Raw genomic sequence first — 25212 nt, 5'->3', positions numbered from 1 at the left:
TCACCTTCTCCTCAACCGCTCCTACCAATGCCCAAGTGGGACAGACCTACACCCCAGCTGCAAAGAGTAGCTCGGGACTAGGGGTGAGCTTTGGCGTCTCTCCTGGAAATGTCTGTAGTATCTCGAGCGGAGTAGTCTCCTTCACGGGGACTGGTACCTGTAGCGTAACCGCTAGTCAGGGAGGCAATAGCGAGTACTCTCCTGCGAGCACAACCCAGAGCGTAAATGTGGTCGCGGTTTCGGTTACGTCAACCTCCTCAACTACACCAACTTCAACCACACCATCGACCCCAGCTCCAAAGACCTCGTCATCGACAACTAGTACTCCAATCACCAAGCCCCAGTCGGTCACCATCAAGACCGGACCTCCTTCTGTACCCAATACCACGACACCTTTGGTCCCTATTGGTCTCGGCCTCGGTAGCAGTGGAGTCCTAGGCCTCTTTGGTCTCAACCGAAAGAGGAGACGAGCGAGTTAGGGGCTACGAGAGGTAGCTTGGTAACTAATTCGAAGTTCGAATCTTAACCACTCATATGTAGTCATAGATTAGCATCAGTGCAGCTCAGAACGGGTGTGTTCATCATACGTCCCTAGGTCGCATAACTGTGGAAGTCCATTTTTCCATACCAACGACTGAACAGATGCCACGAAATGAAGTAGCATAACAAGCGAGTGTTCTTCCATATCAACATAATCGTGTCTGCACCAAGGCGTCGATCAGCGCTATCATCAGCCGATCTCGTTGGGCATCAAAATACGATACCGCACCAGTCCAACCTGAATACCTGGACTATCAACGGGGCAGGAAGTTGCTCTTGCACGGTCGTTTTTCCAGGCACTGGATCCTCTGATGACTTCCCTAATGCCAGTGGGCTATACAAATGAGCACTGCAAACGTTGTCCAAGACCTTCGCGATGATGGAGCTGAACCTTGGTTTGTAAGTGCCCTTGAGCGATTGCCGCGGGGAGATGAGCAATCTCTTGAACCCTACCTGACCTTGGTGGGTGAAGCGACCGCGCTGCCAAATACCTTGGCGACATGCCGATTCCACTATGTAAGAGTTGACCCCCAAGGTAACCCAAGGGTACAAGCACTGGTCAATATGCTAACCGATAGGATTGTCGACTATTGTGTGCCCCGGAGCCGCATCAACGAGGCCTTTAGACTCGCAGAAATCACTAAGTCGACTGATAGTTTCCTCAAGTTGCAGCGAGAAGCCAAAGAATTGTTCGCGAACGTAAGTACCACAGGAGAAGGTGGAGAGCTGTTGCTTTATGCGCTGCTCGAGATGTCCCTTGGGCTGCCACAGATCTTATGCAAGATGCCATTAAAGACGAATTCGCAGATGCACTCCCATGGCGTGGATGGGGTGCACGCCCGAGCCCTCCCAGATGGCAAGTTGGCCGTATATTATGGCGAAGCGAAGATGCATAGGACTGTCACTACCGCAATCGACGCAGTACTCGAGAGCCTCGCTCCGTATCTCTTGGATGTTGGTAACGGGATGGCTCAGCGGGATATCCTTCTATTGCGTGATAATCTCGATGCAGGTGATGCAGAGCTTACTGCCGCCTTGGCTCGCTATTTCACCGAGGGTGCTATGGAGGCATCGCAGCTTGTGGTACGTGGGGCCTGTCTTGTGGGATTCTCATTGGGCGACTACTCCTCTCCACAAAATGCAGATGCCTCGATTCGAGGCGAAGTTGCTGAAGCGATGAACGGGTGGCGTGCCAGACTTGTAACGGCGATTACAAACAAGAGGCTTACTAGGTTTGAGCTTGAGATATTTCTCGTTCCTCTTCCGTCAGTCCAGGACTTTCGTGATGAGTTTCTACGAAGTCTTGGTCTTGCTAAATGACGGTATCCCCAATCGCTGCAGCTATCCTTAGCAACGAGAGCACCGCGACAATACGCATGGAGATAGCACGACACGGTGTTCTACACGATTTTGGCGTTGTGCGTTCTACCGGCGAGCAGTTCCCAATTGATTGGCCGCGAGCGCTGTCGCTCGCGAGTGCGTTAACAGCCGAGGACGACGAAGCTGCTCAGGATCTCGCCTTGCGAATAGCGCAAGGCTGTTTGCTCGCCGATGACACACTGAGTCACCATCGGAATGCAGCGGTGATTCTGCTTGAACGGATGGGAAATCTGCCGTCGCTCAGTCTCGCCGTCGATCGCGGAATAATTCCATCGGATTCCTGGACACGGGCACCTACCACGTTGCAGCTAGACGTGGTACGTCGACGCCTAGAGCTGACAATCCCTGTCACCGGTAGCGGCGTGGTGAAGGCCAACCCGTTTCAGCGACGATTCTGGGATGCCGCACAGGAGGCTCGTTGGGTTAGTGTCTCTGCACCGACGTCAGCCGGCAAATCGTATATTGTGCGTCGATGGTTCGAGGAATGCATGGCCGATCGGGAGCGGTTTACGGGGATCTATGTTGTACCAACTCGTGCGCTTATAGAAGAAGTGAGCGGTGATCTTAGCGAGCAGTTTGTGGCAATGGATGTGGGGATCTACTCAGTCCCATGGGATGCTGAAATTGAAGCGCGAAGACGTAAGATCCTCGTGCTCACTCAGGAGCGGCTCCATCTACTGCAACAGAGATTGCCCGCAGAAGGTGCCGACCTGCTATTCGTGGATGAAGCGCAGAAGTTTGGTGATGGAGCACGGGGTGTCTTGCTCCAACAAACCATTGAGGAAGGTGTCCGTCGGAACCCTGCAAGCCAGGTCATTTTTGCGAGCCCGCTGTCTTCCAATCCAGAGCTGCTATTGGAGGGTGCCGGATACAATGCGAATATCGCTACGGTAAGTAGTGACTGGATTACTGTTAATCAGAATTTGATCTGGGTCGATCAGGTTCCGCGTCGTCCGACGCTCTGGAAGCTTCAGCTAGTGCTCGATAGCCAGCCAAGCGACATCGGCGAGTTCGACCTTCCTGCTCGCCCTCAGCCAGATAGCAAACGATTACCACTCGTAGCCGTAGCCCTGGGCAAATCTGGAGGGGGGAATGTAGTTTACGTCAATGGAGCCGCCGATGCCGAGAGGACGGCCCTGCAGATCTATGAGGCGTTGGGATCGGACGCAGACATTTCCTATGAACAAGGTATTGTCGACCTCCGAGAACTCATTCAGAAGACTATCCACCCGCAGTATGCGTTGGCAACTGTAGTGCTGCGTGGCGTCGCATTTCACTATGGCAACATGCCGTTGCCTGTCCGAACCGAGATTGAGCGTCTGTTCCGCAGCGGTACGCTTAACTACTTGGTGTGCACGTCAACTCTACTTGAGGGCGTTAATCTGCCATGCCGTAACCTGTTCGCACGTAACCCTAAGAAAGGCAACGGCACTCCAATGAGTGCGGCGGACTTCTGGAACCTAGCCGGCCGTGCAGGGCGTTGGGGTCAAGAGTTCCAGGGTAACATCGTTTGCGTAGACGCTAACCGCCCTAGGTGCTGGACTGAGCTCCCTACCAGCCGCAAGCGACAACCAATGACACGTGCGACTCAAGAGGCGTTAGCTGACGTCGGGGCCGTGGTCGCTTATATTGATGGTGGGGCGCCGCTCGATGTGGCTAGGGCTAACCCTATGCTGGAAGCTCTCTACAGCTACCTCGCTGCGCGAGTTATATCTGGTGCTGGTCTGTCGAATCTCCCTAAGCTTACTGACGCAGACGCTCAGCGACTCGAATTGGCGATCCGCACCGCGGTGGAGCCGACTGACATTGACGTCGTACTATTGGAACGACACTCGGGAATCAGCCCCGCTGCAATGCAACGGCTCTTAGAGCGGTTCCGAACTTATGACAACCCCGATGATCTTGTTCTTGCGCCACCTGAGAGTAGTGACGCTGTCGATAACTATCAGCTGGCTCTTAATCTTGCGAATCAGGAACTCGGAGCGGCTTTCGGAGAGCATTCACGCCAGATAGCGCTTGCTATATTGATCACCAACTGGATGCGCGGAACATCGCTTGCGAAATTGATCGATGGTCGCATTGGCTACCTTCAGCGCAATAATCGCCCTTACAAGCTGCCAAAAGAGATTCGTGATGTGATGCACGACGTTGAACAGGTTGCCCGATTCCAAGGACCGAAGTATCTCGCCTGCTACACTGACGTGCTTTTCCTACATCTTCGACAACAAGGTCGCGAAGTGACTTCGGATCTTCCTGACATTAGCATGATGCTGGAATTGGGTGTCTCGCGGGTGACGGAAGTATCACTCATGGTGCTCGGGCTTTCACGAACCAGCGCAGTTGCACTGTCCGAATTCATTGTTCCCGACAGTCTCAGCCGAGAAGAAGTTACATCATGGGTGAACGAACATCGCGATGTGCTCAACGAACTGCCAGCGCTGGTTCGGCGCGAGATAGAGATGGTCTTTGATCGGTATTCCTCGTCTTCATAGAACGAGATATAGAAGCCCATAGCCCCTGGCAAGGGGAGAGGACGCCGGCTCACTCCGTCACCAACGATCAACGCGGGTCCCCTCGTCTCTGGTTCGATATAGGCATTATTCCGAGGTGATGACTGTCGCCCATTCTTGCCAACTATGCGGTCCTCATGTAATTCGTTTATGAAGACAACGCGCAGCACATCATCGAATCAGAAAGGGCGCTTCCACTGTCTTCCGTTAAACTCTTAGTCCTGATGAACGAGCGCACACCACAAATGTATGTAATGCTTGCGGTGGGCCGTCTCGTGAGTCATCGAATATTTCTTGCAGCCTTGGTTGCGCGCGGTTAGTCTGATGCGGGGAATCAGGAGGACTAATTATTGTCGCTTCGAGCACGAACTTTAGATTTCGCTTTATCGTAGTCCCCCTGACGAGACGGCTCCCTGAAACACCAGGGAGGTGGTGAGATGAAGGAGATAGCAGAGAAGGTAGGTGGTCTTGACGTGCACCGTGACACCGTCGTCGCATGCACGCGAGTTCGAGAACCAGATGGCATGGTCACCCTTTCCAAGGAGACCTTTGCCACCACACGTAAAGGACTAGGTGACTTAGCCCAGTTCCTCATTGCTGCCGGAGCGTCAACCGTGGTGATGGAGGCAACAGGTGTGTACTGGAAGCCGGTGTACTACGCACTGGAGGGACTCTTTGACAAGCTCTGGCTCTCATAACGCACAGCACGTTAAGAATGTACCTGGCAGAAAGACGGACCTCGCAGATGCCGAATGGCTCGCAGACGTTGCCGCCCATGGCATGGTACGGCCAAGCTTTGTACCTCCACCTGAGATTCGTGAACTTCGTGAGTTGACCCGATATCGCAAGACCCAAGTGGACGCTAGGGCAAGAGAGATCCAACGCCTAGAGAAGGTTCTGGAAAGACGCTGGCATCAAGCTCACCTCGGTAGCCTCTGGGGTGTGGAGTGCCTCATCGAGACAGATTATTGAGGCACTCATCGCGGGTGAAAGGGATCCCATAGTCTTGGCCCAGATGGCCAAGTCCAGGATGCGAGCCAAGATCCCTCAACTCGAGGAGGCACTCTATGGACACTTCGGAGCCCACCATGCCTTCGTCGCCAGACAGATCATTGACCACATCGATTATCTGGATGCTGCGATCGGGGCACTCACCGAGGAGATCTGTGAGCGTCTCGCACCCTTTTGAGTCCGCCGTCGCTCTGGTATCATCCATTCCGGGTATCTCTACCATCACAGCTCAGGTGATCATCGCTGAGACCGGGGGTGACATGTCGAGGTTTCCAACCGCCCAACATCTGTGTGCGTGGGCTGGACTAGCCCCTGCTAGTTATGAGTCAGCTGGTAAGCGAAAGCCAGCAGGTACCAGACATGGATCTACGTCGTTAAAGCGTGCGATGATAGAGGCTGCTCGGGCGGCGGCTCGTACAAAAGGAACCTACTCATCTGCCCAGTATGCGCGAATCGCCAGACGGCGAGGGCCCAACAAGGCAGCCGTTGCGGTAGCCAACTCCATGTTAAACGTCGTCTGGCATCTCCTTACCAATGGAGAACTCTACCAAGATCTAGGGGCTGATTACTTTGAGACCCACAATGATCCCGAAGCTCAGGTAAAGCGACTTAGCAAACGGATCGAAGCTCTCGGGTTCGAGGTCACCATAACCGGGAGGGTCGCCTAGACCGAACGATTCACAAGACCTATACCACTCTCGCATCGTGGGATGCTTAGGTCTTGTCGTCCCTGTTTCTCCTGGTAGGAGGCATTACACTTTAGAGCCTGGCCCTAACCATCTGAGTCCTTGAAGGGAGATCCACTCCAGTCAACTACCCTCGGAACGATCAACGACCCACCGATTCCTAGTGAACCCTGATTCCAGATTACCACATTATTTTCGAAGATCCGTATAAGCCTCCTCAGGCCATCACGAGGCTGAGCAGCGAATCGTAGCTGTCGACGACATCATACTTCACGCCGGCGCGTTCGGCTCGTTCGCTGAGCGAGGCGAAGAACTTGCGGGCGCACTCGATCTTGGCTTTCTCGATGCCCTTGAGCTGAAGCGTGGACATCGAGCCCTTGGTCTCAGCGACAAAGTAGACGTGTTTAACCTTTCCCTCCACGAAGGCGATAGCCCAGTCCGGATGGTAGTCGCCGACCGGAGTGGGGATGAAGAACCCTCGTGGCAGCCTGGAATACACGACTACCTCGTCGCTGACGTCAAGCATCTCGACGAAGGATCGTTCGATATTCGAGTCCGTGACGACGTACTCGTATACACTCTTCTTGAGCTTGCCGCCGGCTTTTGTCAGATCCTGAGCGGTTTGGTTCTCCGTAAAGATTGAGGCGTCGTAGCGATCGTCGAGTGGATCATACGCCAGGTGTTCGACGATGACAGTGGCCTTCTGCTCATTGACTAGGCGGGAGGTCTCGGTGATGAACTGCTCGGGGTTCCGCTTAAACTTGGCGAATGTGTCCGGGTTGATGCCAGTCAGGATCGCGGCGCAGGTTCGACGGGTGAGCTGTGTCTTCTCGGCAATCTCGCCGAGAAGGTCGTACTCGACCGTTGACCCTGCGCTGAGTGACGACTCCTCGATCTTGGTCGTGGTGACCTCGAAGGCTTCACCGGCTTCAAGGTCTTTGACCTCAATAGCAGTGAGCTGGACTCCCTTCTGGACGACATACTGCATGACAGCGACGTTTAGTGATTCGTCGAGCGTGTCGATGCACTTCGCGATTAGTTCCGCAGAGTCGAACTCAACTTGGTAGACCGTGCGGTGGTTGATTCGCTCCCACAGCTCCTGGAATTCTTTCTTGGCGAAGTTCGTCTCGTTGAGCGGAATGCGTTTGGGCTTGCGGCCGTCAGTGACTGACGGAAGCGCGACGTTCAGTGAGTCGACAAGGTCTACCACTTGATAGAAGAATGGCTGCAATTCCGGTAGCATCTCCGGGATTTCGGATAGGGCTCCGCGATTAATCCATGTATCGGTGAGATGGTCGTCGTAATCGGTGAAGTCATTTTTCATGAGCCAGAACTTGAGCTTCTTAGCGTCATCGAGCGTGATGGTGTGTGGTGTACCAGACTGGTCGTAGACGACTTTTCCGACGAAGAACTCGGTCGTTGCCTTACGCGGGCTGGCGCTCAGAGACTCCACGATCTCTTTCTGCAACGCTGTTACAAAGGAGGTGTAGGACTCGTCGGTCACCACGGTCAGTTCGTTGATGTCATGAACCGTCACCGGGTTGTCCATCCGTTCGCCGTGCTGGTCGACAGACAGTCTCAGACCGCGGCCGATCTCTTGTCGTCGAGTGGTCGTGTTGTCGCTCTTCTTGAGCATCCCCATCACAAAGACGTTAGGATTATCCCAGCCCTCGCGAAGGGCGGAGTGCGACCAGATGAAACGCACTGGCTCTTCGAACGAGAGCAGCCTCTCTTTGTCTTTCAGGATTAGGTCGTAGGCATCCACGTCATCGGACTGGCCTGCGGTCTCCCCGGTCTTCTTGATAGCGCCATCGATGCTGCGGCCAGTCTTCTTGTCGATGGAGAAGTATCCCTGATGAGTCTTGGTTACAGGGATCGACTCCAAGTACTCCCGGTAGCGCCTCGAGTCGTCTAGGTTAAGATGATAGAGGAAGTCAGTGAGGAGCGATTCGTACTCCTCCTCGAAGACACGAGCGTACTCACCGAGGGTGTCCTCTCGGCTGTAGTCGCGGTACTTTGCGACCTCGTCTATGAAGAACAAAGAGAGCACCTTGATGCCCTGGGCGTACAGTTCGCGTTCCTTTTCGAGGTGAGCTCGGATCACCTCTCGAATCTGGATGCGACGCTTCACGTCGTCAGTGACGTCCTGTGTCACCTGACCTGCGGTGATGATATCTCCATTGCTGAGTTCAATGATGTCCCGATTAGCGTCGACGTCCACCACGACGAGGTTCTTGTATGCCTCGATCTCGCCGGACAGGTCGTGCAGTCGGGAGCCCTTCTTGACTCGAATCGTCTTGCGCGTAATAGGCCCGCCCCTAGTCTGAAACTCCAGCTCGATCCGCGCCTTCGGGAACTCGGTGCCTTTGCCGACTTCGAGCCCGTCGACATATAGATAGGCGCTGCTGCCGGAGAGCCCCTTAACGGTGATACCGCGCACGGCGATTTTTTTTACAAGCTTCTGATTGTAGGCGTCGAGCGCGTCGAGTCGATACACCTTCGTACGCTCGATCTTGTGGGTAGCCGAATAGCGAAGTGCGAACAGTGCGTTGAACTGGCTCAGCGCTTGGAGCGACTTCGACGGCCTTTTGTCATCGCCCTCGATCTTTTGTGGCTCATCGATTATTAGGATGGGGTGGTTTGCCGCGATGACGTCGATGGGTCTGCGCGACTGGAAGTCATCGAGCACCTCGTAGATTCTGCGGGCATCCTTCCCGGTGGCGTTAAAGGCTTGAATGTTGATGATCATCACCTGCACAAGGGAGCCGGATGAGAACCGTTCCACTTCGGGCAGGCTCGAGGAGTTGTAGACGAATGTGCGGGGCTTAGTTCCGTAGAGTTGCTGGAAGTGGTCTGCGGTGATGTCGAAGGACTTCTTCACGCCCTCGCGGATCGCGATGCTCGGCACGACCACGATGTATTTTGACCAGCCGTACCGCTTGTGCAGCTCCATGATCGTCTTCGTGTATACGTAGGTCTTCCCTGTGCCGGTTTCCATTTCGATGTCAAGGTTGAGCGGAGCGGCCGGCGAACTGTCGAGACCCCGCGATAACGGCAAGCCGCGCCTACGTTGGACCTCCTGCACATTCTCTAGAAGTGACGTCGGCGTCAATGCAATTTCACTGTTGCGAAGGCCGGCGTCCTCTGGCAGGGTTGATGCAGCAACCCGACCTCGGTCGATGCGGTATCTGACCCCGTCTGCGAATGGCTGACCAGCGAACACATCGACCACCGCATCGACGGCTTCCGTCTGGTACTGTTGAACCTTGAACTGGAGCTTCATCGACTCAGATCACCCTTACTTCCGTCTCAGGAGACAATTCCCGTAAGATCTGCTCCGTGTTGATGCGGGCCGCATCGTTGGCGAAGCCGGAGTCCCTAAATACAACGCGCAGCGGATTACGCTTGGCGATCGCTCGTACGATGTCATCGGACACTTCGTCCACGAAGCATGCGATCAACGCATATTCACCGACCGTCAGCAGCTCGTGACTAGCGACTCTCTCATGCTCAATTGGCAGCGACAACTCAAGCCCCCAGTCAAGCATCACCTGGAATACAAGGTCGTCAGCACTACGGCCAGGCTTGATGCTGTCGACATGATAAGGTAGTTCGGACTGGGCGGTCAAATCCGGTGATGTATGCACTTCAGCCATGTTCGTCATGTCAACGCGAAACGACCGGAAACCGGTATCGAGAAGATCGCCGAGCCGTCGTCCCGAGTCGGCTCGAATCTGAGCGCCAGCGCGCCTTATACGCTCTCTGGATAGCTCTGCGATCGTTTCGAATCCGGCGCGACGAGCCTCGGAACTGGGTGGTGTGACTTCGGGAGCTTGGACTGCGATGAACTGTCGTTGACCGCCGTCCTCGGCATTGAGTTGCATGATAGCGTGCGCTGCCGATCCTGATCCGGCAAAGAAATCCAGAGTAATGAAGCCTTGTTCCGTGTCGCCATTCACGACGAACGACGCGAAGTACTTGATGAGAGCGACGGGCTTTGGGAAATCAAATACCTTCGTGTCAAACAGTGTCTCCAGGTCTCGCGTCCCGGCCTGATTGTAGGGGCCAATCAGCACTGATACGGGCTTGCCGAGACGCTCGACACCCGACTCGTCGCGAAGATACTGCTTTACACGAACACTTGTCTTGCCATTCGCCTCCGAGAACACGATCTCGTTATTCTCGCGCGCCTGTTCGACCCGCTCCCTAGACCAAACCCACTGTTTGTCTGGCCAGACCTCACGCTTTTCCCACTCAATCGGATATACGAGATTCGGCCGGGGATCTTTGCTGCGTGTTGCCAGTGGCTGTGTGATGAATCCTCCGCGCCGGGCGAACTTCTCATCTTGTAGCTTGTAGCTGGCACGCTGATCTTCATCGAGAGGCGCTGCGAGGCTCTCGATGGGAGTTCGTGAATACACAAGCACATACTCGTGAACGTTAGCAATGCCGCGCGAGAGCGCACCTCCACCATACTTGTTCTTCCATGCGAACTGTTCAACGAAGTTGTCGTGGCCGAATATCTCGTCGCACATGAGCTTGAGGGCTGAAGCTTCACCTTCGTCTATCGAGATGAAGATTAAGCCACCGGGCGTTAGTAGATTGCGCGCTAACTTCAGCCGCGGGTGCATCATCGACAGCCAGTCGGAGTGGAACCTCCCACTGGTCCCTGTGTTTGCAACTAGGCGCTCACCAGCGTCAGATTTTTGACCCGAGCGCTTTAAATACTCTTCGTTCGACTCCGAGAAGTCATCACGGTAGATGAAGTCGTTGCCCGTGTTGTAGGGCGGGTCGATGTAAATAAGCTTGATCTTGCCGAGATACGACTCCTGAAGTAGCTTGAGTGCATCAAGGTTGTCGCCCTCTATGAAGATATTCTTCGTCGTGTCGAAGTCGACCGATTCCTCGCGTACCGGTCGCAGTGTCTTGGCGATGGGTGCGTTGGCAGCGAAAGCAGAAGTGCGCTTGCCGGGCCAGTCGAGCTGGTAACGCTCGTGTGGTCCTTCGACGATGTGGTCCGAGAGTTCCTGGCGGAGCAGGTCGAAGTCGACGGCACGCCTGAGGTTGCCTTCCGAGTCGAGGGTTTCGGTGATGACCTGAGGGAATAGCTCGGCAATCTGGTCGATGTTGCGCTTGGTCAAGTCAGGGGAGTGCATCTTTAGCTTCTCCACGCGGCGTCCTCTGTCATGCCGTCCTCGTTTCTAGTTAGGCCAGCCAACGCGGCCTGCTTGATCCGCAGTTGGATGCGCAATTCCACCTTGTAGTTGAACTGTGCCTCAGCCCGCACACGCTTCTCAAGCATCGGGATCTCGCGTGCGAGTCTGCGGATGCGGCCCACCCTGTTGATGGTATCCCACAGTTCTTCTCCAGTCCACATCTGATAGGGTAGTAGACGGCCTAGGATTTGGCTGTACAGGCTATCCAAGTCCAATGTGACCGGCAGCGGTGCCCGTGGTTGTTCTGACCCGATCCATGCGGTGCGGAAGTAGTCGCTGCCCTTGGTTTTGACACCGCTGTGTTTGTAGGCCGCAGTCATCGCCTGCTCAGTCGCGGGGCCGTTATTGCGCCGCAGCTCGAAGATGACCTGGCTCGGGATTGCCCTGTCGATGGAGGCCAGAATGGAGTTGTCCAGATCGGGGCCCTTCAGGTCGATAAGAAATACCTGAATCTCTGTGACGGTCTGGCCGGGTGCAAAGTGCAGCGAATCCTCGCTGAGATTGTACGCCCAACGAACTCGTTGGACCTCGTCGACGAACCGTTGCTTGAGGGCGAGACTGGCACTCGTCTCGGCATACAGTCGCTCCTTCGGGATCAGACGGTCGACCTTCGCCACCTCTGGCCACTGGATCAGCTCAGCCATCGATTGCCTTTGGCTCAACGATGGCGAGGAAGGCAATCAACTCGAAGTCGTCGAGCCCCTGGAAGCCCTGCTGCAACGCTGTTGTCCTTGTTCCAGAAAATAGGCTGTCGATGTCGCGCTGCTCAGTGACATCGATCACTGAACGGATGGCCTCGTTGAGCAAGCGAGAGTATGTACTCATATCTGCGCCGTCGCTCGTGAGATCGTTGAAGACCTGGAAAGCGGCGTGAACTGGCTCGTCTGCTCCCTGGCAGCTCGCCCGGATTAGGTCCAGGAGCTGCTTTACTTCGGTGTGAGCTGTGATAACGTTACCGTCATCATCGAGGTAGATCAGGTAATTTGGGTGCAACCGGTTGTGGCGGTTAATCGTCGTACGCTTCTCTAGGCTGCGCAACGCGAAGATGACGCCTGGTCGAAGGCCCCGTGCGGGGTTCGCAGGAACCACCGCGTGGAGCCCTCTTGGGGCCGAGGTGAGGTCGCCGTAGTCTTGCATGTACTTGAGCAGGTCCATACGAAAGTCATTGAGTCCTAGGTCGGTAATGGAGACACCAGCGCGGACGTCCTCAAGATCTATGACTTCATCTTGGAGGCGGCGGAGCTGCTCCTTACGGAACTTGGTGTCGTTGCTCTCTTGGGTAAGCGGGTTGTCGTCGGCGGTGGCGGCTAGGTCAGCGATGACCATACGGTTTTCGACACGCTCTTTGAGGTTGATATACTCGTCGAGGCTAATATCGGGCCAGAAGTTGACCATCTGGATCACAGAGTTCTTCGAGCCGATGCGGTCAACGCGTCCGAAGCGCTGGATGATCCGCACCGGGTTCCAGTGAATGTCGTAGTTGATGACGTAGTCACAGTCCTGAAGGTTTTGCCCTTCGGAGATGCAGTCTGTGCCAATCAAGATGTCGATCTCACCCGACTCTTCTGGGAAGACAACTGCCTTGTTCTTCGACCCAGGGGAGAAGAACGTCAGAAGCTTCTGGAAGTTAAAACCATCCCCGAGAGTTGTCTTCGGGTGGGTAGAGCCCGTAACTAGGCCTATTTCTAGCAAGTTATTGGCGCAGACGGTCTGTTCCAAGTTCGAGTAAAGGTAGCGAGCGGTGTCGGCGAACGCCGAGAACAGCAGTACTTTCTTGTTCCCGGCGTTGAGCGGGTTCTCGGTCTTGTAGACGACGACCTTCTTGAGCCGCTGTAGCTTCAGGTCGTGCTCCGGCGTGATGAGGTCCATCTTCTCCATGAGCTCACCGATAATCTCGTGGTCGTGAAACAGGTGGTTACGCCACGATGTTGTGTCCATATCGTCGAGGTCGATCTGGTATTTCTTGCCGACCGACGGCGCTACGGGGACATCGAAGTCATCGTCATCGGCCTCGATGTCGCCGAAGACCGCCCCGATATCTGCGGTCCTAAGGTTCTGTTGATCAAGAGCCCCCAAGGCGAGGTTGATCGCGGCATCGACCTTGCGCAACGTCATCCGGAAGGCTTCGACGGAGCTCTCAAGGCGTTTGAGCAAATTTATGGTCATGATTGTCTTGAGGCCCTGCTCGCGGCCGGACATTCCAAGGTTACCACGTGCCGTACCAGCTTGGATGGCGTACATGTCTACGTACTTCTGCATCTTGCTGGGGAAGACGTAGGACAGCGGTGTGTAGACGGCGAGGGTGAGCTCCTGGAGCTGATCGAAGATCTCATTGAACTTCGGAACCTGCGGAAGATCGGTGAGCGGTTCACGGATCGATTCGGGCGGGAGCCGGCTCGGGAATGCCCCAATGTCGGTAGTGTCATAGAACGATTGAATGTGCTTGCGGGAACGGGCGATAGTGACCGCGTCAAGCAGCTCGAAGAAATCGAAATCGAGAGTCCGCAAGATCGCGTCAGTGGTGCGCTCCTCGATAGGCAGCTCGGACCATTTCCTAAAGGCGACCTGCGCCTCACGGAAGACCTGTTCTACCGACTTTTGGATGTCGAGCTTGGCCGATAGGTTCGTTGAGTCGCCCTCGTAGGCGAGCGCGAGCTGGTTCTTCAGGTCGAGGAACCTGTTATTGACAGGCGTAGCTGACAGCATGAGGACTTTGGTCCTCACGCCGCTCTGGATAACCTTACGCATGAGCCGCTGGTATCGGCTCTCCTTCTCTTCGGCGTAGTCGGCGTTGCGGAAGTTGTGAGACTCGTCAATGACCACCAAGTTGAAATTGCCCCAGCTCACCTTGCTGAGGTCGAGCTGACCGGAATATCCACGGTCACGGGATAGGTCCGTGTGGGCGAGGACGTGGTAGCTGAAACGGTCGGCCGAGAACGGGTTAGTGACGTACGGGCTGTTGTAAGTTGTCCAGTTCTCCTCGAGCTTTTTCGGGGTAAGCACCAGAACCGACTTGTTGCGGCTCTCGTAGTACTTGATGACCGCTAACGCGGTGAACGTCTTTCCAAGGCCAACACTGTCGGCTAGGATACAGCCGTTGTAGGTTTCCAGTTTGTTGATGATTCCCACTGCGGCGTCGCGCTGGAAGTTGTAGAGGTTCTTCCAAATCTCCGAGTCGCGCCATCCCGTGAGGTCGTCGGGGAGCACATCATCGCTGACATCTTCGAGGAACTCCGAGAACAGGCTGTACAGGATCAGAAAGTAGATCCATTCAGGGCTGTTTTCGGCGTAAACGCTCGCGATGTGCTCGTAGACGGTCCGTGTGACGTCCTCGATCTGCTGGGAGCTAGACCAGATCTTGTCGAACATCTGGAGGTAGGCTGACACCTGTGGAACCTCATCGATCTTCTGCACAAAGTTGGAGAGGGCATCACCTCTCTGGTAACCAAGGTCGGCTGATGTGAAGCCTGCGAGGGGTGCGTACGCCACACTACCATCAACGATGGCAAACTGTTGCATCGGTGCACCAGTGCTATTGGACTTAAATGTAACCTTTCGTTTGATCCAGTCAGCGCATTCCCTGGCAATTGCGCGCTGGGTTAACCTATTGCGGAGCCGGATTTCGAACTCCGAACCGTAAAGGCTGGACTCCCGCTTTGTCTGAGGAATGTAGAACTCTCGTCGCTCCTTCTTGCCCCGATCAGTCGCCTGACCGGCAACGAACGTTGGTGCGGTGAAGATGAACTCTAGCTCCTTGATGTCCTCGAGTTCCTTGCGGAGCGCCTCGAAAGCAAAGATGGAAAAGGTCGATGCGGCAATACGGAGCTTGGAACCGCGAGTTAGTGTAACCTTGAGGTCGTCTCCCAGCCGCTTGTTGAGGTTGTCGATAAGTTCCATTACTGGCTCAGCTTTACGCGGATGAAGGACTTTTCGGTTTGAAAGGCGTTCGTTGTGATCACCACTGGCCGACTTGAGTAGCCATGAACCCCCCAGATTCTGTCAAAACCACGTACAGTGCGTCGTGTCGCGCGACCCAGGTAGGGACCCTTCCCACATAGATCGAGTTCATGCGCGACTGCGTCAGCAGAGGTATACCGCTCATTCACACTCCCTACAATAGCTCCGTACGAGGTCATCCTTTGCCTGCCGTTCCGATCTCGTCCTGCCGCTCGCTATTGCAACTCGACCTTCAGCCTGTGGTAACCCTCCCATTGATTCAATGATTTCACCAACTCGCACTAGTGGTCTTGGTGAGTTGATCGCGGCTGCTCCTGACCATATACCCTTGCAGGGTTTAGGTATATGAAACCCTTTGAGTGCAATTCAGAGCTCCCCCTAGTCTGCGCCGACCCTGGCCTTGTCTGGCTTCACCGTCTAATGTCATTGTGTCGGAGCACGAGTTGGTGGAGCTGAAGCCACCCAGATGAAGTTAAGACTGCGAACCTCTACTTCAACTTGCCAAACGAGGTCGTGGCCGGTGCAATATTATTGAGCTGCGTGAACCGGAACCCAGCCCGTAAGCGATGTAGCTTTGGTCATCCCGTGCAGTCACCAGAGCTGTCAACATGGTATGAATCCTTGCTATCAAGTCGCTGCGACCGCAGAGCGAGTGATCCCGGAGCGACAACAAGACAGCGTTCGACCTCGCCTCTGGCCATCAACTCCTTGATGAGCAGACCCGACATAATGGTCTTGCCAGCCCCTGGATCATCGGCCAAGAGAAAGCGCAACGGTTGGCGCGGAATCATCTCCTCATAGACGGCGGTGATCTGGTGGGGCAAGGGCTCGATAATGGAGGCATGGACCGCGAGAAACGGATCAAAGAGATGGGCGAGATGAATGCGTTGAGCTTCAGCAACCAACCGATACCGAGCTCCATCACCGCTGAACTCAAAGGCTCGACCGCCAGAAACAATGACGAGTGCTCCTTCGTCGCTCCGATATAGCAACCGATTCTCAACCGATCCTTCGCTGCGCTTATAGACCAACTCGACACAGTCACTCCCGTGCCAGGTGGCATCGACCACCGTTGCGATCTGCTGACGGATGACTCCCTCAACTTGGGCACCGGGTTTGAGATCTTCGAGACGAGCCATTGGGTGAGAGCTTAACAGAGGTGAGGGGAGGGAGGAGAAACCTGGAGATGGCGTTGTTGTCTCCCTGATGTTCCTTGTCCTTTGTTCCTTTCTTTTCTCCTTGTCTCCCTTTGTCCCTTTCCTTGTCCTTTGTTTCCCCTTTCCTCTGTTGGTTCTCTCTGTCTTTGTGCGGTTGTCTGTCTGTGTGGTGGTTTTCGTCTGCTATTGTGGTGAATGGACATATGCACCCCATGGGTGCGGAAAGGACCCCGATGGCCGGAAGAGGAGCAGCGATGAGTCGAAGCCAGGCTCGTGCGGTCCTTGACTGGATCTCTCGGGTCGATGCGGTTGAGGCGAACGAGCTCGCCTTGGCTGGCGGAGTTGCGCTCGGCATGGGCCTTGATCGAGCCTCGATTCCTGGGACCTGGTTAGGTGCCGGTGCCACCAGGATGGGACTGAGCGCCGAGTGTAACTTGATCGACGCGCGTCGTCTTTTCATCCACGGCGTTGGACCGGAGAACCAACCTGTGCTTTCACCCAGCGTTGACAAGTCGTTCTACTCGATGGTCTTTGATGTCGATAAGACCGTTTCGATGTTGCTCGCTCATCCCGACGAACGCGTGCGTCAGGCATTGACTGAGTCGATGGATCTTGCGATCGCCAAGGCCTTCACGCTTCTTGAGGAGCAGGCTCGCATTCGGCGAGGCAAAGGTGGGGTTCGCTCCGAGCGTCCCATGGGGCTCACGGGCTTGCGCTTCCTTCATCAGGCTTCTTCGGCAGGGGACCCCCATGCTCACCTCCATCTCATGATGCTGGCCACCGCCCAAGGAGCCGATGGCAAATGGATAACCCTCGATGGTCGTCAGCTCTTTGCCCAAGGGATTCGAATGGCGACCCAGGAGTTCCAGAATCAACTCCGGATCGAGCTCGCGCGGAGGCTTGACTTTGACGCGCTTGAGCCAGCCTTCACCAAGGTCGGCTCTACCTATATGTTGAGCTTTCGAGCCCTCGCCCCGGCGTCTAGTGCGTTGAGTTCAGCCTCACGATCCATGGTCCAGGCCTGGAAGGAGATCAGCGGGCGCGGTGTCATCCAGGGACTCTCCTCACGCCAACATCAGATCGCCTGGGCCAGACATCGTAAAGGGAAGAAGGAACTCGCCGAACGCCTTGAACATGAACTCGATGAGGCGCTCGCAGAGGGGGGAGAGCGAGCTAACAAACTGCGGGCACTCTGGCGTACAAAGATGGGGAGTGAGGCCGATGTCCTTCGAAGGCTTCGCGTTCGAGATACGTTACTTGCGCCGAGCGAAGCGACTCTGAAAGTTTCTAGTGCGGTCCTCCAGCGTGAGCTCGCTCGATGGTACACCTTCAACTTGGCCGACCTCGCCAACCAGCTTCGACTTGGGGACCCAACGATGAGTGGAGAGGAAGGTTTGCGGGCGGCTGCAAGGAAGGTCCTTGATGACCCGTACCTGGTGGCCTCAGAGGATCTCAAGGAGGTCTATCGATCTTGGCTCTCGATGAGTGAACGCGACGAGCCCGTCGATACCGCCACCCTTATTCGCATCTATGGGATTGCAAAGCACGATCGCATCACCACAACCGATGCCATCGCACGGGAGAACGCGATGAGAAACCGTGCCACTGAGGCGACCAAGATCCAGCGTGTCGCGCTAAAGCCAGCGCTCCCCCAAACTGAGACCTTCGAGCAAGCCAAGGTGATCGGGATGATGGCTAAAGGTTGTGCCCTGAGTGTCATCAGTGGGGTCGCGGGCTCGGGCAAGACCTTTGTCCTACGGCCAGTAACGGAGGCCGCCAAGCGAGCCAACCTCAACGTGACGGTTGTGGCTCGTAATGCAAACTTGGCCAGAGACTTAGGCGATGAACTCGGAGCTCACCAGTATTCGCTTGCTGGACTAAAGCGAGCACTCGAGAACCAGCGCTTTGATCTTGACACCCCTCAGATAATCATCGTTGATGAGGCTGGACTCATCGATCATAGGGATTGGAAGATGCTCCTCACGCTTGCCCGCGATTACCCGGTCCAGATCGTTGCCGTCGGTGACCGTCGTCAGGCCCAGCCAATCGACCAACGGGCTACCTTTGCGGTTATTACGAGCGCACTTGAAGCGATGGGTGCCGTTGGCAAACTTGAAACTACGTTTCGCAACAAAGCCTGGGTGGCGGAGGCGACGGCACTGCGAAAAGGCGACCGAGAAGGAGTCATGGAAAAGGCGAAGGTCGAGGGCCGAATCATTGGCGCTGCGAGCGAAGAGATTCTTCAATGGGGTGCCAAGATCTACCAAGAGCACCGGGCACAAGGTGAGGATCTCGTCGTGCTCGCACGTGACAATGAAACCGCTGCCGATCTCGCGAGCGCGATTCAAGAGTCACTCGGCATTGAGGGGACCCACGAGATTTCCAAAGAACAACGCTGTGGTATCGGCGATCAAGTCCGCACCAGGTTAAATGTTCGAGCGTTAGGAATCACCAACGGGGATAGGTTTAGGGTTGCTGGCTTCACCCGAGAGGGCATCAGGCTCGAACGTCACCCGGGAGATGTCCCCATCGTGGTGTCCTATGACTATGCCCGTGACTGGGTCGAACTTGCCTATGCGTCAACGATTGATTCCGTGCAGGGCCAGACTCGCGATCGTGTCGTGGTACTCGTTGACGAAGGACTTGGCAACACCCAACTCTACTCTGGGGCTACGAGAGGCAAGCAGGCACCGATCTATCTCGTCAAGACTGAGGGCACTGATCCCGAGGAGGTGCTAGCCCAAGCGCTCACCCATGACGATCTTGTCCCTACGTTGCAAGAGATGTTGGCACCAAGGGACTTGGTACAAGATCGGCAAGCTGCCCCACGCGACATCCGGCCCGAGCCACCGGCAATGAACCCCCAGGTGCTGCGACGAGATCAGCAACAAGACCGCTCCACGGCCCAGAGCAAGCCTCAGCCTGATAGGCCCCGGCCCAGCGTCGAGCAACACCAACCAACTTTTGCACGGGCTCAAGCGTCTGGACCGACATTGCCGCCAAAACCTGAAAGAAGCGCTATCGCGCCCTCAGGAGGCGTACCCGGGCCCAACCCGTCCCCAGCGAACCCAGAGCCACCCAGAGGACCTTCGGAGCCGACACCGGCTACAACTGCTGTACAAGGAGAAGGCAACGATCGGCCGCCGATCCATCTAAAGATCCCTGAGTCACCTGCTCGCGTCTTGGAAGGTCGCGTCCCTGTCCCAGACACAGACGCCCAGTTGGCCACCCCATCATCATCTCCTCGACCAGCTCAAAGCACCTCGAGCCCGACTGGGACTCATTCGGGTTCACTTGGGGTCAACCAAGACTGTTCCGGGTTGCCAACGCCGACACACACGAGCCCTCCTGAACCTTCTCGTGCCGCTGGTGGCAATCGATCCGAGCCTCGCCCTGTGAACACTCCTTCCGATGATGCGCCGACGCAACAAGCCTTTGAGCCCAGCCCACCACAGTGGCTCTCCGTTGATCCTGCTGGTGATCGCACATCCCATTCGCCCGACTCTGAGCGAAGAAGTCTCGAGGAAATTCTGCCCGATTATGAGAAGTCTACGATCGATGAACACCCGATTATGGAGCCTCATGAATCGTCATCAGTTAGCACTGCTAATCATCTGACACCAAAGCCCCCAAAGATTCGATCGGCTCTCGATTCATGGATCAATCTTGATGACTTTTCCGCGCTCAACTGCACGCAAGCGGCTGTCGAAGAGAGAATACATGGACTCTCAATCACCCAATTACACAGCCAATCAAGCGCAGAAATCTCCCCATCTCCAAGAGCTTCTGGAAAGGGAGAAGCAGATCACGATACTCGTGGATCACTATCTCAACTCGCTTCAGGCGATCGAGAGGCTAGACGGGTACATACAGACCCAAGTGTTACCGGAGTCACCAAAGGATCAGCAAGCGATGAAGCAACTCGCACTCGTGAGACAACAGACTTCTGGCGTGTTGAACAAGATCAGAAACGAGATATTGCAGTTGATGACAGCTCTGGAATCGGACTCGCAAGCGATGGAGATGCCTTGGAGGGCGTGGTTCTCGAAAACGATCCAACAGGATCGTATCCAGGCGATCATGTACACGATATCGATGGTTGGGTTCCAGAAGAGTCGCGAGAAGAGGACGTCGCCCAAGAAGTCCCCAAACCAGGAGGCTTCGGCTTCGGGTTTTAGGATGCCATCGAGTTGTCGTGAGCTTACCCGGTTTGAGTTCGGCGAACTCTTTGTCTGGGTAGAGAAGGTCCTTGTAGGCGATTACGGAGTCTATTTACCGGCGTATTGGTTTAAGTACACTGGCGTCGCCAATGAATGCCTCACGCTTTGCCTTGAGTATCTCGCACTTACGACCAACAATCAGACGCTGGCCAATTGGCTGACCCACGTCGATAGTTTCGTCAGGAGACTCGGAGGATCGTGGCCGAAGGATACCAGTGACTACGACATACCTCAGACGGGGTCGTTTCACGCATGGAGGATCATGGGTGTTTCTCAGCAAAGGAGAATCAACCGTGATGAGTTTGTCGACTGGCTTGACTCGCGACCGCGCCCCATTCGGCTAAACCTGCCAAACCTCAATCACCTTCTTGCCCAACTCGCTGCAGAGTAGACACCAGCTCATGGCCGACCAGAGAATGATTTCAAAAATTTGAAGCCGAGACGCCTTGGTACTATAGCAGAGCAGTAGCAAAGTGAGCCTCGGAGTGTTAGCGCACTCCGAGGCTCGTGGAAGAACCTGTATAGGAGGTTACAACCATGGTCCATCGTATCGAGCATGGCAGTGTCAGCGACCATTACGAGGTCTCGGTTGTCAACGGAAAGATCATAGAAGCACGGATCCGCCAAGGAAGGAGTCTCTTTGTGCAGTTGGTCCTGCCCTCGATCGCTTACCATCTTGGGGATGGTTTGCTCTTCGATGTCGAGGACAGGCATGAGGAGACTCTACAGATGCTGGATCGAGCCGCAAAGATTGACTACTACTTCCGCCCTGACGGTCTCGGAGCAGCCTTTGGCATCAGTGCTCGGGTAACCCAACAGGGCTACCGAACTCTGACGGTTTCGGCCCATCAGTTGGCGGCGTTGAAGAACATCTTTGGTCTCCAGGGTGCAGCGAGGCCGGCTGTGTTCGTCCATGGAGCCATGGATCGTGAAGGTCAGCTACTTGCTACCGCCATCGTCGGGGTGACAAGCTTTCTCGACTGGATCAGCACTCACCCCGGGAAATCTCACATCAATCATAGCAATGATCAGATGTTTTTCTCGTGGGAGTTTGATGACCTCGTTGGTGACGCCGGTTGCCCTGGTGCCCTCGTTGTGCCCGGTCGGCAGTTTTCCTGGGGGCAAAGGAGCAGCGCTACGTTCGCCAGGAGCCCCCAACTGGTCTCACTGTAATCGTAGATGAGTCCAGGACTCCACGAATTCGACGTTGAGTTGGTGTTAATCACGCGAGCGGTGAGTTCACGGAGGAGACCTGGTGATTCCGCTCGGTTGGGTTCGCAAAGGAGAGCGGTAGTCGACGAGATCAAATCCCGTTTTGGGGTGACAAGTCGAATTTTAGTTCCCGGTGTACTCTCGAGCAATCGGGTCCTACCTGTGAAGTGTGGTTGTAACCTTCGCTACGGCGTACTTGAGAATGGGTTCTCAGTCTCAAGCCGGGTGAGACGCAGGCTAAATGGGGGCTAGCGTCTCGAAGAGTTTGTCCTGGGATTGGCGATAGTTAAGATTTAGTATTTATCCAAGTATTCGTCAATCGCTTGCTGGCTAATGACGATCCGTCCGTCACCACCATTGGTTCGAGTCACGCGTATTCTGCCAGCGGCAATCTCGCGACGAACAGTTGAGGGTGATAGATTCAGCTTTTGTGCGACCTGTTCCACAGTAAAGGCTTCTATGCGGATCCCATCCCCTGTGTTCTCCACCGACTCCTGTTCCTTCACTCGAGACTGAGGCTCCTCCTTTTGCTCAAATAGAGGCAGTACTGTCTGCCCTTGTCTTGGCCCTGACTCATCTTGAGTGGACCTTAGGCCGCTTGAGCTACACCCGTCACACAATCTCCTTTGATTGGGTTGGCGGTTCTCGCTGTAGATCTTATTCCTCCGGGCCATGTTCGCTCCTTTGTCTCTTATGTCCGGGTTTTACCGCAGACGATTGCATTCACAATGGTCAGCATCTAGCCCCGCTCTTGTCCTATATCCCTCAGCTTCGTCAGCTTTTTTCAAAACCGAAGAAGAAATTTGCAGTTTCTCTCCATAATTCCTACAGAGTGGCAAAATTCTGCCGAATAAAACTTACGTTAACGCAAATCAGAAGAGCGCGTACGTTGCCACTGAGCTGGGGTTTTCTCAAGAGAAGTTGGTGCGGGTCTCCGAACAGGAAATTTTTGGCAGTTGGGGAATGTCGTCCCGACTTCAGCGCTAGTCGCCGGCTGTTCTTCCTCTTTGAGAAGACACATCGAGTATCCTCCCCATGATGTTCGCAGCCTCTCGGTCCTTGGCCTCAACCACGTGGGCATAGATCCTCATGGTGATCCCGGGATCGGCATGGCCAAGTCTCCCAGCCACGGTTCGCAAGTCAACACCGGCGCTGATGAGCTGGGTGGCCGAAAAGTGACGAAGCTCATGGAGGTGATAGGGAAGATTGAGGGTCTTAGCGACGGCTGCGAAGACATGACTTGGCCAGTCGGGGTGGAGGCTTTTTGCCCCAGTTGGATCTGACGCAAAGATATAGGGATCCTCTACGCGAGTGAAGTGACCTTGGCTAGCATGCTCCTCCTGGTCACCGATCTCGGCTTGAAGGATCTCGAGGGAGGTCTCATCGAGGGAGACGTATCTCGTCTGTCCGGTCTTGGTCGACTTGACGAAAGCCTGGCCCTTGGTGGCGATCACCGATCTCGTGATGCGAAGGCGGTTGGTTGCCGTGTCTAGGTCACTGACTCGTAGACCTAGGATCTCTCCTCGCCTCGCACCGGTGAGGGCGGCCAGGGTAAAGAACCGTGCCAGGTTGGCTCCGTAGTCCATCGTCGTTCGATCAATTAAGGCAGCGACGTCTTCGGGACTCATGGAACGGGGATCGCGTTTGGGAAGTGATGGAGGAGAGGCTGCGAGGGCGACGTTGGTAGCAACCATCTGCCACTTCACGGCTTGGGAGAGCGCAGCCCTAATGGTGGCATGGGCTTTACGGATTCCGTGGGGACTTACTCCCTTAGTCTCTAGAGCTCGATAGAGCCCATCGAGATCCCGCGCCGTGAGGGCGGCCACCTTACGAGCACCGAGGGATGGGAGTAGATAGATCCGGAGAGCATCTTCGTAGTACTCGATCGACTTTGGGGAGAGGGTTCTACGTTTTTGGTCCAACCACTCTGTGGTAAGATCGGCAACTGTTTGCTTGGTGTTGCGCTCGATCCCGGACTCGACTTCGTTTATGAGTTGACGGAGAGCTCGATCGGCTTCTCGTTTGCCACCGTGGACGACCTTTGAAACTTGTCGGCGTTTGCCGGTGGCTGGATCGGGGCCCGCATCCACGCGCAAGCGGTACGTTCCAGGCTTTACTTCGGTGACAGATCCCTTGGCCATGAACAATTGTGACATTTGCGTGACACGAGTGCAAATCGGCTCTCAGCTCACTTAGGTAAAACCGCTTTTGAACTGGTTGTTTGTGGCGCGCTCGGAGAGATTCGAACTCCCAACCTTCTGATCCGTAGTCAGATGCTCTATCCGTTGAGCTACGAGCGCTAGCAGGAAACATACTAGTTTACCGGGCACCAGGGCGGGCCGGTGTTTCACCGGCATCCGAATCCATCTGGAGCACGATCCTGCGTAGTTGGGCAAGTTGTTGGCAATATCGCGGGAGGGGTGCCAATCAATGCGTGAACAGCTGTTCTTTGGTGCAAGGAGGGGTGACCGGGCGGCCAGCACGTACCATGGATACGTGTCAGAAGAGATCTCCCTGCCAGTCTTCGAAGTTCAGACGACGACGGACGAGGCGTCAGTCAGCCTTATGCTCCGCGATCAGCTTGTCGCGTCGAACCTTACTCCGTGCGTTAAAATTCTGGCAGGTTCCCAGTCAAAGTACTACTGGAACGGAGGTTGGCAGAACGCTGATGAGTACGTCATCACTGCCCTCACCTTGGAGACTCACCTAGATCGACTTGCATCGATCATTAAGTCTGCACATAACTATGTCAACCCTGAGATCATTGCCCGCCCTATTGTGGTGTTGTCAAAGGAGTATGCAGACTGGTTTCGGGATGTCCTTGTCGAGCTACAGGGGGGTCGGTCGTGAGTCTCGATGAGGAGAGGATGCGTCGGTGTCTAGCGCTCGCCAGGAGTGCTGATCAAGGTGATGAGGTTCCGGTGGGCGCGATCGTTGTCATTGGGAGCGAGGTCGTCGCAGAGGCCCATAATGAGACGGTCGCTCAACAGAGTTCCTTGGCGCACGCTGAGCTTCTTGCCCTCCAAAGAGCTCAGCTAGAGATAGGAGATCGTTACCTGTCAGACGCTGAGGTATACGTAACGTTGGAACCGTGCGCCATGTGTGCTGGTGCTCTTGTGCTCGCTCGAGTTCGCCGACTCATTTTCGCCGCCCGCGATCCCAAGGCAGGTGCGTGTGGGTCACTCTACAACCTTTGTGTCGATCCGCGTCTCAATCATGAGATCGAGGTAGTGTCAGACATTCTTGCTGAAGATGCCGGCGCCGTGCTGCAAAGCTTCTTTCAACGGCGTAGATCGAGCTGATTTCCCGTAAACTGGTCTCGG

19 protein-coding genes and 1 tRNA gene are annotated in these 25212 nt (G+C 55.3%); 11 read left to right on the top strand and 9 right to left on the bottom strand.

Features of this window, described 5'->3' with window-relative positions:
- Positions 1 to 175: 175 nt before the first annotated feature.
- Entirely contained in the window at positions 176 to 382 is a 207-nt protein-coding gene (locus tag M7Q83_RS10365) for a hypothetical protein (protein WP_298338263.1), read from the bottom strand.
- A 500-nt stretch (positions 383 to 882) separates the two neighbouring features.
- Between M7Q83_RS10365 and M7Q83_RS10360 the strand changes: the two genes are divergently transcribed.
- From M7Q83_RS10360 to M7Q83_RS10340, 6 genes are all read left to right on the top strand, one after another.
- Complete coding sequence (locus M7Q83_RS10360) at positions 883 to 1860, top strand: DUF1837 domain-containing protein (protein ID WP_298338261.1); 978 nt, start codon at positions 883 to 885, stop codon at positions 1858 to 1860.
- A complete protein-coding gene (locus M7Q83_RS10355; protein WP_298338259.1) occupies positions 1857 to 4412 on the top strand; it encodes a DEAD/DEAH box helicase in 2556 nt (851 codons plus the stop codon). The genes M7Q83_RS10360 and M7Q83_RS10355 overlap by 4 nt, the downstream gene beginning before the upstream one ends.
- A gap of 455 nt (positions 4413 to 4867) precedes the next feature.
- Complete coding sequence (locus M7Q83_RS10350; protein ID WP_298338257.1) at positions 4868 to 5128, top strand: transposase; 261 nt, start codon at positions 4868 to 4870, stop codon at positions 5126 to 5128.
- Positions 5064 to 5402, top strand: a complete 339-nt coding sequence (locus tag M7Q83_RS14300) for a transposase (RefSeq protein WP_366526400.1) — start codon at positions 5064 to 5066, stop codon at positions 5400 to 5402. Before M7Q83_RS10350 ends, M7Q83_RS14300 begins: the two co-directional genes overlap by 65 nt.
- Positions 5371 to 5619 (top strand): hypothetical protein, encoded by a 249-nt coding sequence (locus M7Q83_RS10345; RefSeq protein WP_298338255.1) that lies wholly within the window; start codon positions 5371 to 5373, stop codon positions 5617 to 5619. Before M7Q83_RS14300 ends, M7Q83_RS10345 begins: the two co-directional genes overlap by 32 nt.
- Entirely contained in the window at positions 5597 to 6109 is a 513-nt protein-coding gene (locus tag M7Q83_RS10340) for a transposase (RefSeq protein WP_298338253.1), read from the top strand. Before M7Q83_RS10345 ends, M7Q83_RS10340 begins: the two co-directional genes overlap by 23 nt.
- A 235-nt stretch (positions 6110 to 6344) precedes the next feature.
- Here the strand turns inward: M7Q83_RS10340 and M7Q83_RS10335 are convergent, their stop codons facing one another.
- From M7Q83_RS10335 to M7Q83_RS10315, 5 genes are all read right to left on the bottom strand, one after another.
- Positions 6345 to 9410, bottom strand: coding sequence for a DEAD/DEAH box helicase family protein (locus tag M7Q83_RS10335; protein ID WP_298338252.1), 3066 nt, complete (start codon positions 9408 to 9410; stop codon positions 6345 to 6347).
- Between the two features lie 4 nt (positions 9411 to 9414).
- Positions 9415 to 11268, bottom strand: coding sequence for a site-specific DNA-methyltransferase (locus M7Q83_RS10330; RefSeq protein ID WP_298338250.1), 1854 nt, complete (start codon positions 11266 to 11268; stop codon positions 9415 to 9417).
- 17 nt (positions 11269 to 11285) lie between these two features.
- Positions 11286 to 11987, bottom strand: a complete 702-nt coding sequence (locus tag M7Q83_RS10325) for a DUF4391 domain-containing protein (RefSeq protein WP_298338248.1) — start codon at positions 11985 to 11987, stop codon at positions 11286 to 11288.
- Positions 11980 to 15240, bottom strand: coding sequence for a helicase-related protein (locus tag M7Q83_RS10320; RefSeq protein WP_298338246.1), 3261 nt, complete (start codon positions 15238 to 15240; stop codon positions 11980 to 11982). Before M7Q83_RS10320 ends, M7Q83_RS10325 begins: the two co-directional genes overlap by 8 nt.
- Before the next feature lie 638 nt (positions 15241 to 15878).
- Complete coding sequence (locus M7Q83_RS10315) at positions 15879 to 16439, bottom strand: DEAD/DEAH box helicase family protein (RefSeq protein ID WP_298338244.1); 561 nt, start codon at positions 16437 to 16439, stop codon at positions 15879 to 15881.
- A 272-nt stretch (positions 16440 to 16711) separates the two neighbouring features.
- Between M7Q83_RS10315 and M7Q83_RS10310 the strand changes: the two genes are divergently transcribed.
- The 3 genes from M7Q83_RS10310 to M7Q83_RS10300 all read left to right on the top strand — a co-directional run bounded on the left by M7Q83_RS10310 (position 16712) and on the right by M7Q83_RS10300 (position 21850).
- Entirely contained in the window at positions 16712 to 20635 is a 3924-nt protein-coding gene (locus tag M7Q83_RS10310) for an AAA family ATPase (RefSeq protein WP_298338242.1), read from the top strand.
- Position 20636: 1 nt separating this feature from the next.
- Positions 20637 to 21068, top strand: a complete 432-nt coding sequence (locus M7Q83_RS10305; RefSeq protein WP_298338240.1) for a hypothetical protein — start codon at positions 20637 to 20639, stop codon at positions 21066 to 21068.
- A 146-nt stretch (positions 21069 to 21214) separates the two neighbouring features.
- Positions 21215 to 21850: a hypothetical protein gene (locus M7Q83_RS10300; RefSeq protein ID WP_298338238.1), complete on the top strand. Its 636-nt coding sequence runs from the start codon at positions 21215 to 21217 to the stop codon at positions 21848 to 21850.
- A gap of 332 nt (positions 21851 to 22182) precedes the next feature.
- On the opposite strand, the gene M7Q83_RS10295 is transcribed toward M7Q83_RS10300, so the two are convergent.
- The 3 genes from M7Q83_RS10295 to M7Q83_RS10285 all read right to left on the bottom strand — a co-directional run bounded on the left by M7Q83_RS10295 (position 22183) and on the right by M7Q83_RS10285 (position 24189).
- The gene (locus M7Q83_RS10295; protein ID WP_298338236.1) at positions 22183 to 22395 is read right to left on the bottom strand and encodes a helix-turn-helix domain-containing protein; all 213 of its coding nucleotides are present in this window, start codon (positions 22393 to 22395) and stop codon (positions 22183 to 22185) included.
- Positions 22396 to 22872: 477 nt separating this feature from the next.
- Complete coding sequence (locus tag M7Q83_RS10290) at positions 22873 to 24030, bottom strand: tyrosine-type recombinase/integrase (protein WP_298338234.1); 1158 nt, start codon at positions 24028 to 24030, stop codon at positions 22873 to 22875.
- A gap of 83 nt (positions 24031 to 24113) precedes the next feature.
- Positions 24114 to 24189, bottom strand: a tRNA-Arg gene (locus tag M7Q83_RS10285).
- Between the two features lie 130 nt (positions 24190 to 24319).
- Here M7Q83_RS10285 and cutA point away from each other — a divergent pair.
- Both cutA and tadA read left to right on the top strand, forming a co-directional pair.
- Positions 24320 to 24739, top strand: a complete 420-nt coding sequence (gene cutA / locus M7Q83_RS10280; RefSeq protein ID WP_298338232.1) for a divalent cation tolerance protein CutA — start codon at positions 24320 to 24322, stop codon at positions 24737 to 24739.
- On the top strand, positions 24736 to 25191 hold the full coding sequence (tadA, locus tag M7Q83_RS10275; RefSeq protein WP_298338230.1) for a tRNA adenosine(34) deaminase TadA: 456 nt from the start codon (positions 24736 to 24738) through the stop codon (positions 25189 to 25191). The genes cutA and tadA overlap by 4 nt, the downstream gene beginning before the upstream one ends.
- Positions 25192 to 25212 lie beyond the last annotated feature (21 nt).

Origin of the sequence: Ferrimicrobium sp. (assembly GCF_027364955.1) — a bacterium.
Lineage (GTDB): Bacteria > Actinomycetota > Acidimicrobiia > Acidimicrobiales > Acidimicrobiaceae > Ferrimicrobium.
Note: the sequence above shows the minus strand (reverse complement) of the source record. Positions and strands in the feature narration are given on the sequence as shown.

What these genes read in the sequence shown, in the direction of transcription:
- M7Q83_RS10360 (WP_298338261.1), top strand. Translation starts at nt 883, where the DNA reads ATGAGCACTGCAAACGTTGTCCAAGACCTTCGCGATGATGGAGCTGAA.
- M7Q83_RS10355 (WP_298338259.1), top strand. Translation starts at nt 1,857, where the DNA reads ATGACGGTATCCCCAATCGCTGCAGCTATCCTTAGCAACGAGAGCACC.
- M7Q83_RS10350 (WP_298338257.1), top strand. Translation starts at nt 4,868, where the DNA reads ATGAAGGAGATAGCAGAGAAGGTAGGTGGTCTTGACGTGCACCGTGAC.
- M7Q83_RS10335 (WP_298338252.1), bottom strand. Translation starts at nt 9,410, where the DNA reads ATGAAGCTCCAGTTCAAGGTTCAACAGTACCAGACGGAAGCCGTCGAT.
- M7Q83_RS10325 (WP_298338248.1), bottom strand. Translation starts at nt 11,987, where the DNA reads ATGGCTGAGCTGATCCAGTGGCCAGAGGTGGCGAAGGTCGACCGTCTG.
- M7Q83_RS10320 (WP_298338246.1), bottom strand. Translation starts at nt 15,240, where the DNA reads ATGGAACTTATCGACAACCTCAACAAGCGGCTGGGAGACGACCTCAAG.
- M7Q83_RS10315 (WP_298338244.1), bottom strand. Translation starts at nt 16,439, where the DNA reads ATGGCTCGTCTCGAAGATCTCAAACCCGGTGCCCAAGTTGAGGGAGTC.
- M7Q83_RS10310 (WP_298338242.1), top strand. Translation starts at nt 16,712, where the DNA reads ATGAGTCGAAGCCAGGCTCGTGCGGTCCTTGACTGGATCTCTCGGGTC.
- M7Q83_RS10305 (WP_298338240.1), top strand. Translation starts at nt 20,637, where the DNA reads ATGCCATCGAGTTGTCGTGAGCTTACCCGGTTTGAGTTCGGCGAACTC.
- M7Q83_RS10300 (WP_298338238.1), top strand. Translation starts at nt 21,215, where the DNA reads ATGGTCCATCGTATCGAGCATGGCAGTGTCAGCGACCATTACGAGGTC.
- M7Q83_RS10290 (WP_298338234.1), bottom strand. Translation starts at nt 24,030, where the DNA reads ATGGCCAAGGGATCTGTCACCGAAGTAAAGCCTGGAACGTACCGCTTG.
- cutA (WP_298338232.1), top strand. Translation starts at nt 24,320, where the DNA reads ATGCGTGAACAGCTGTTCTTTGGTGCAAGGAGGGGTGACCGGGCGGCC.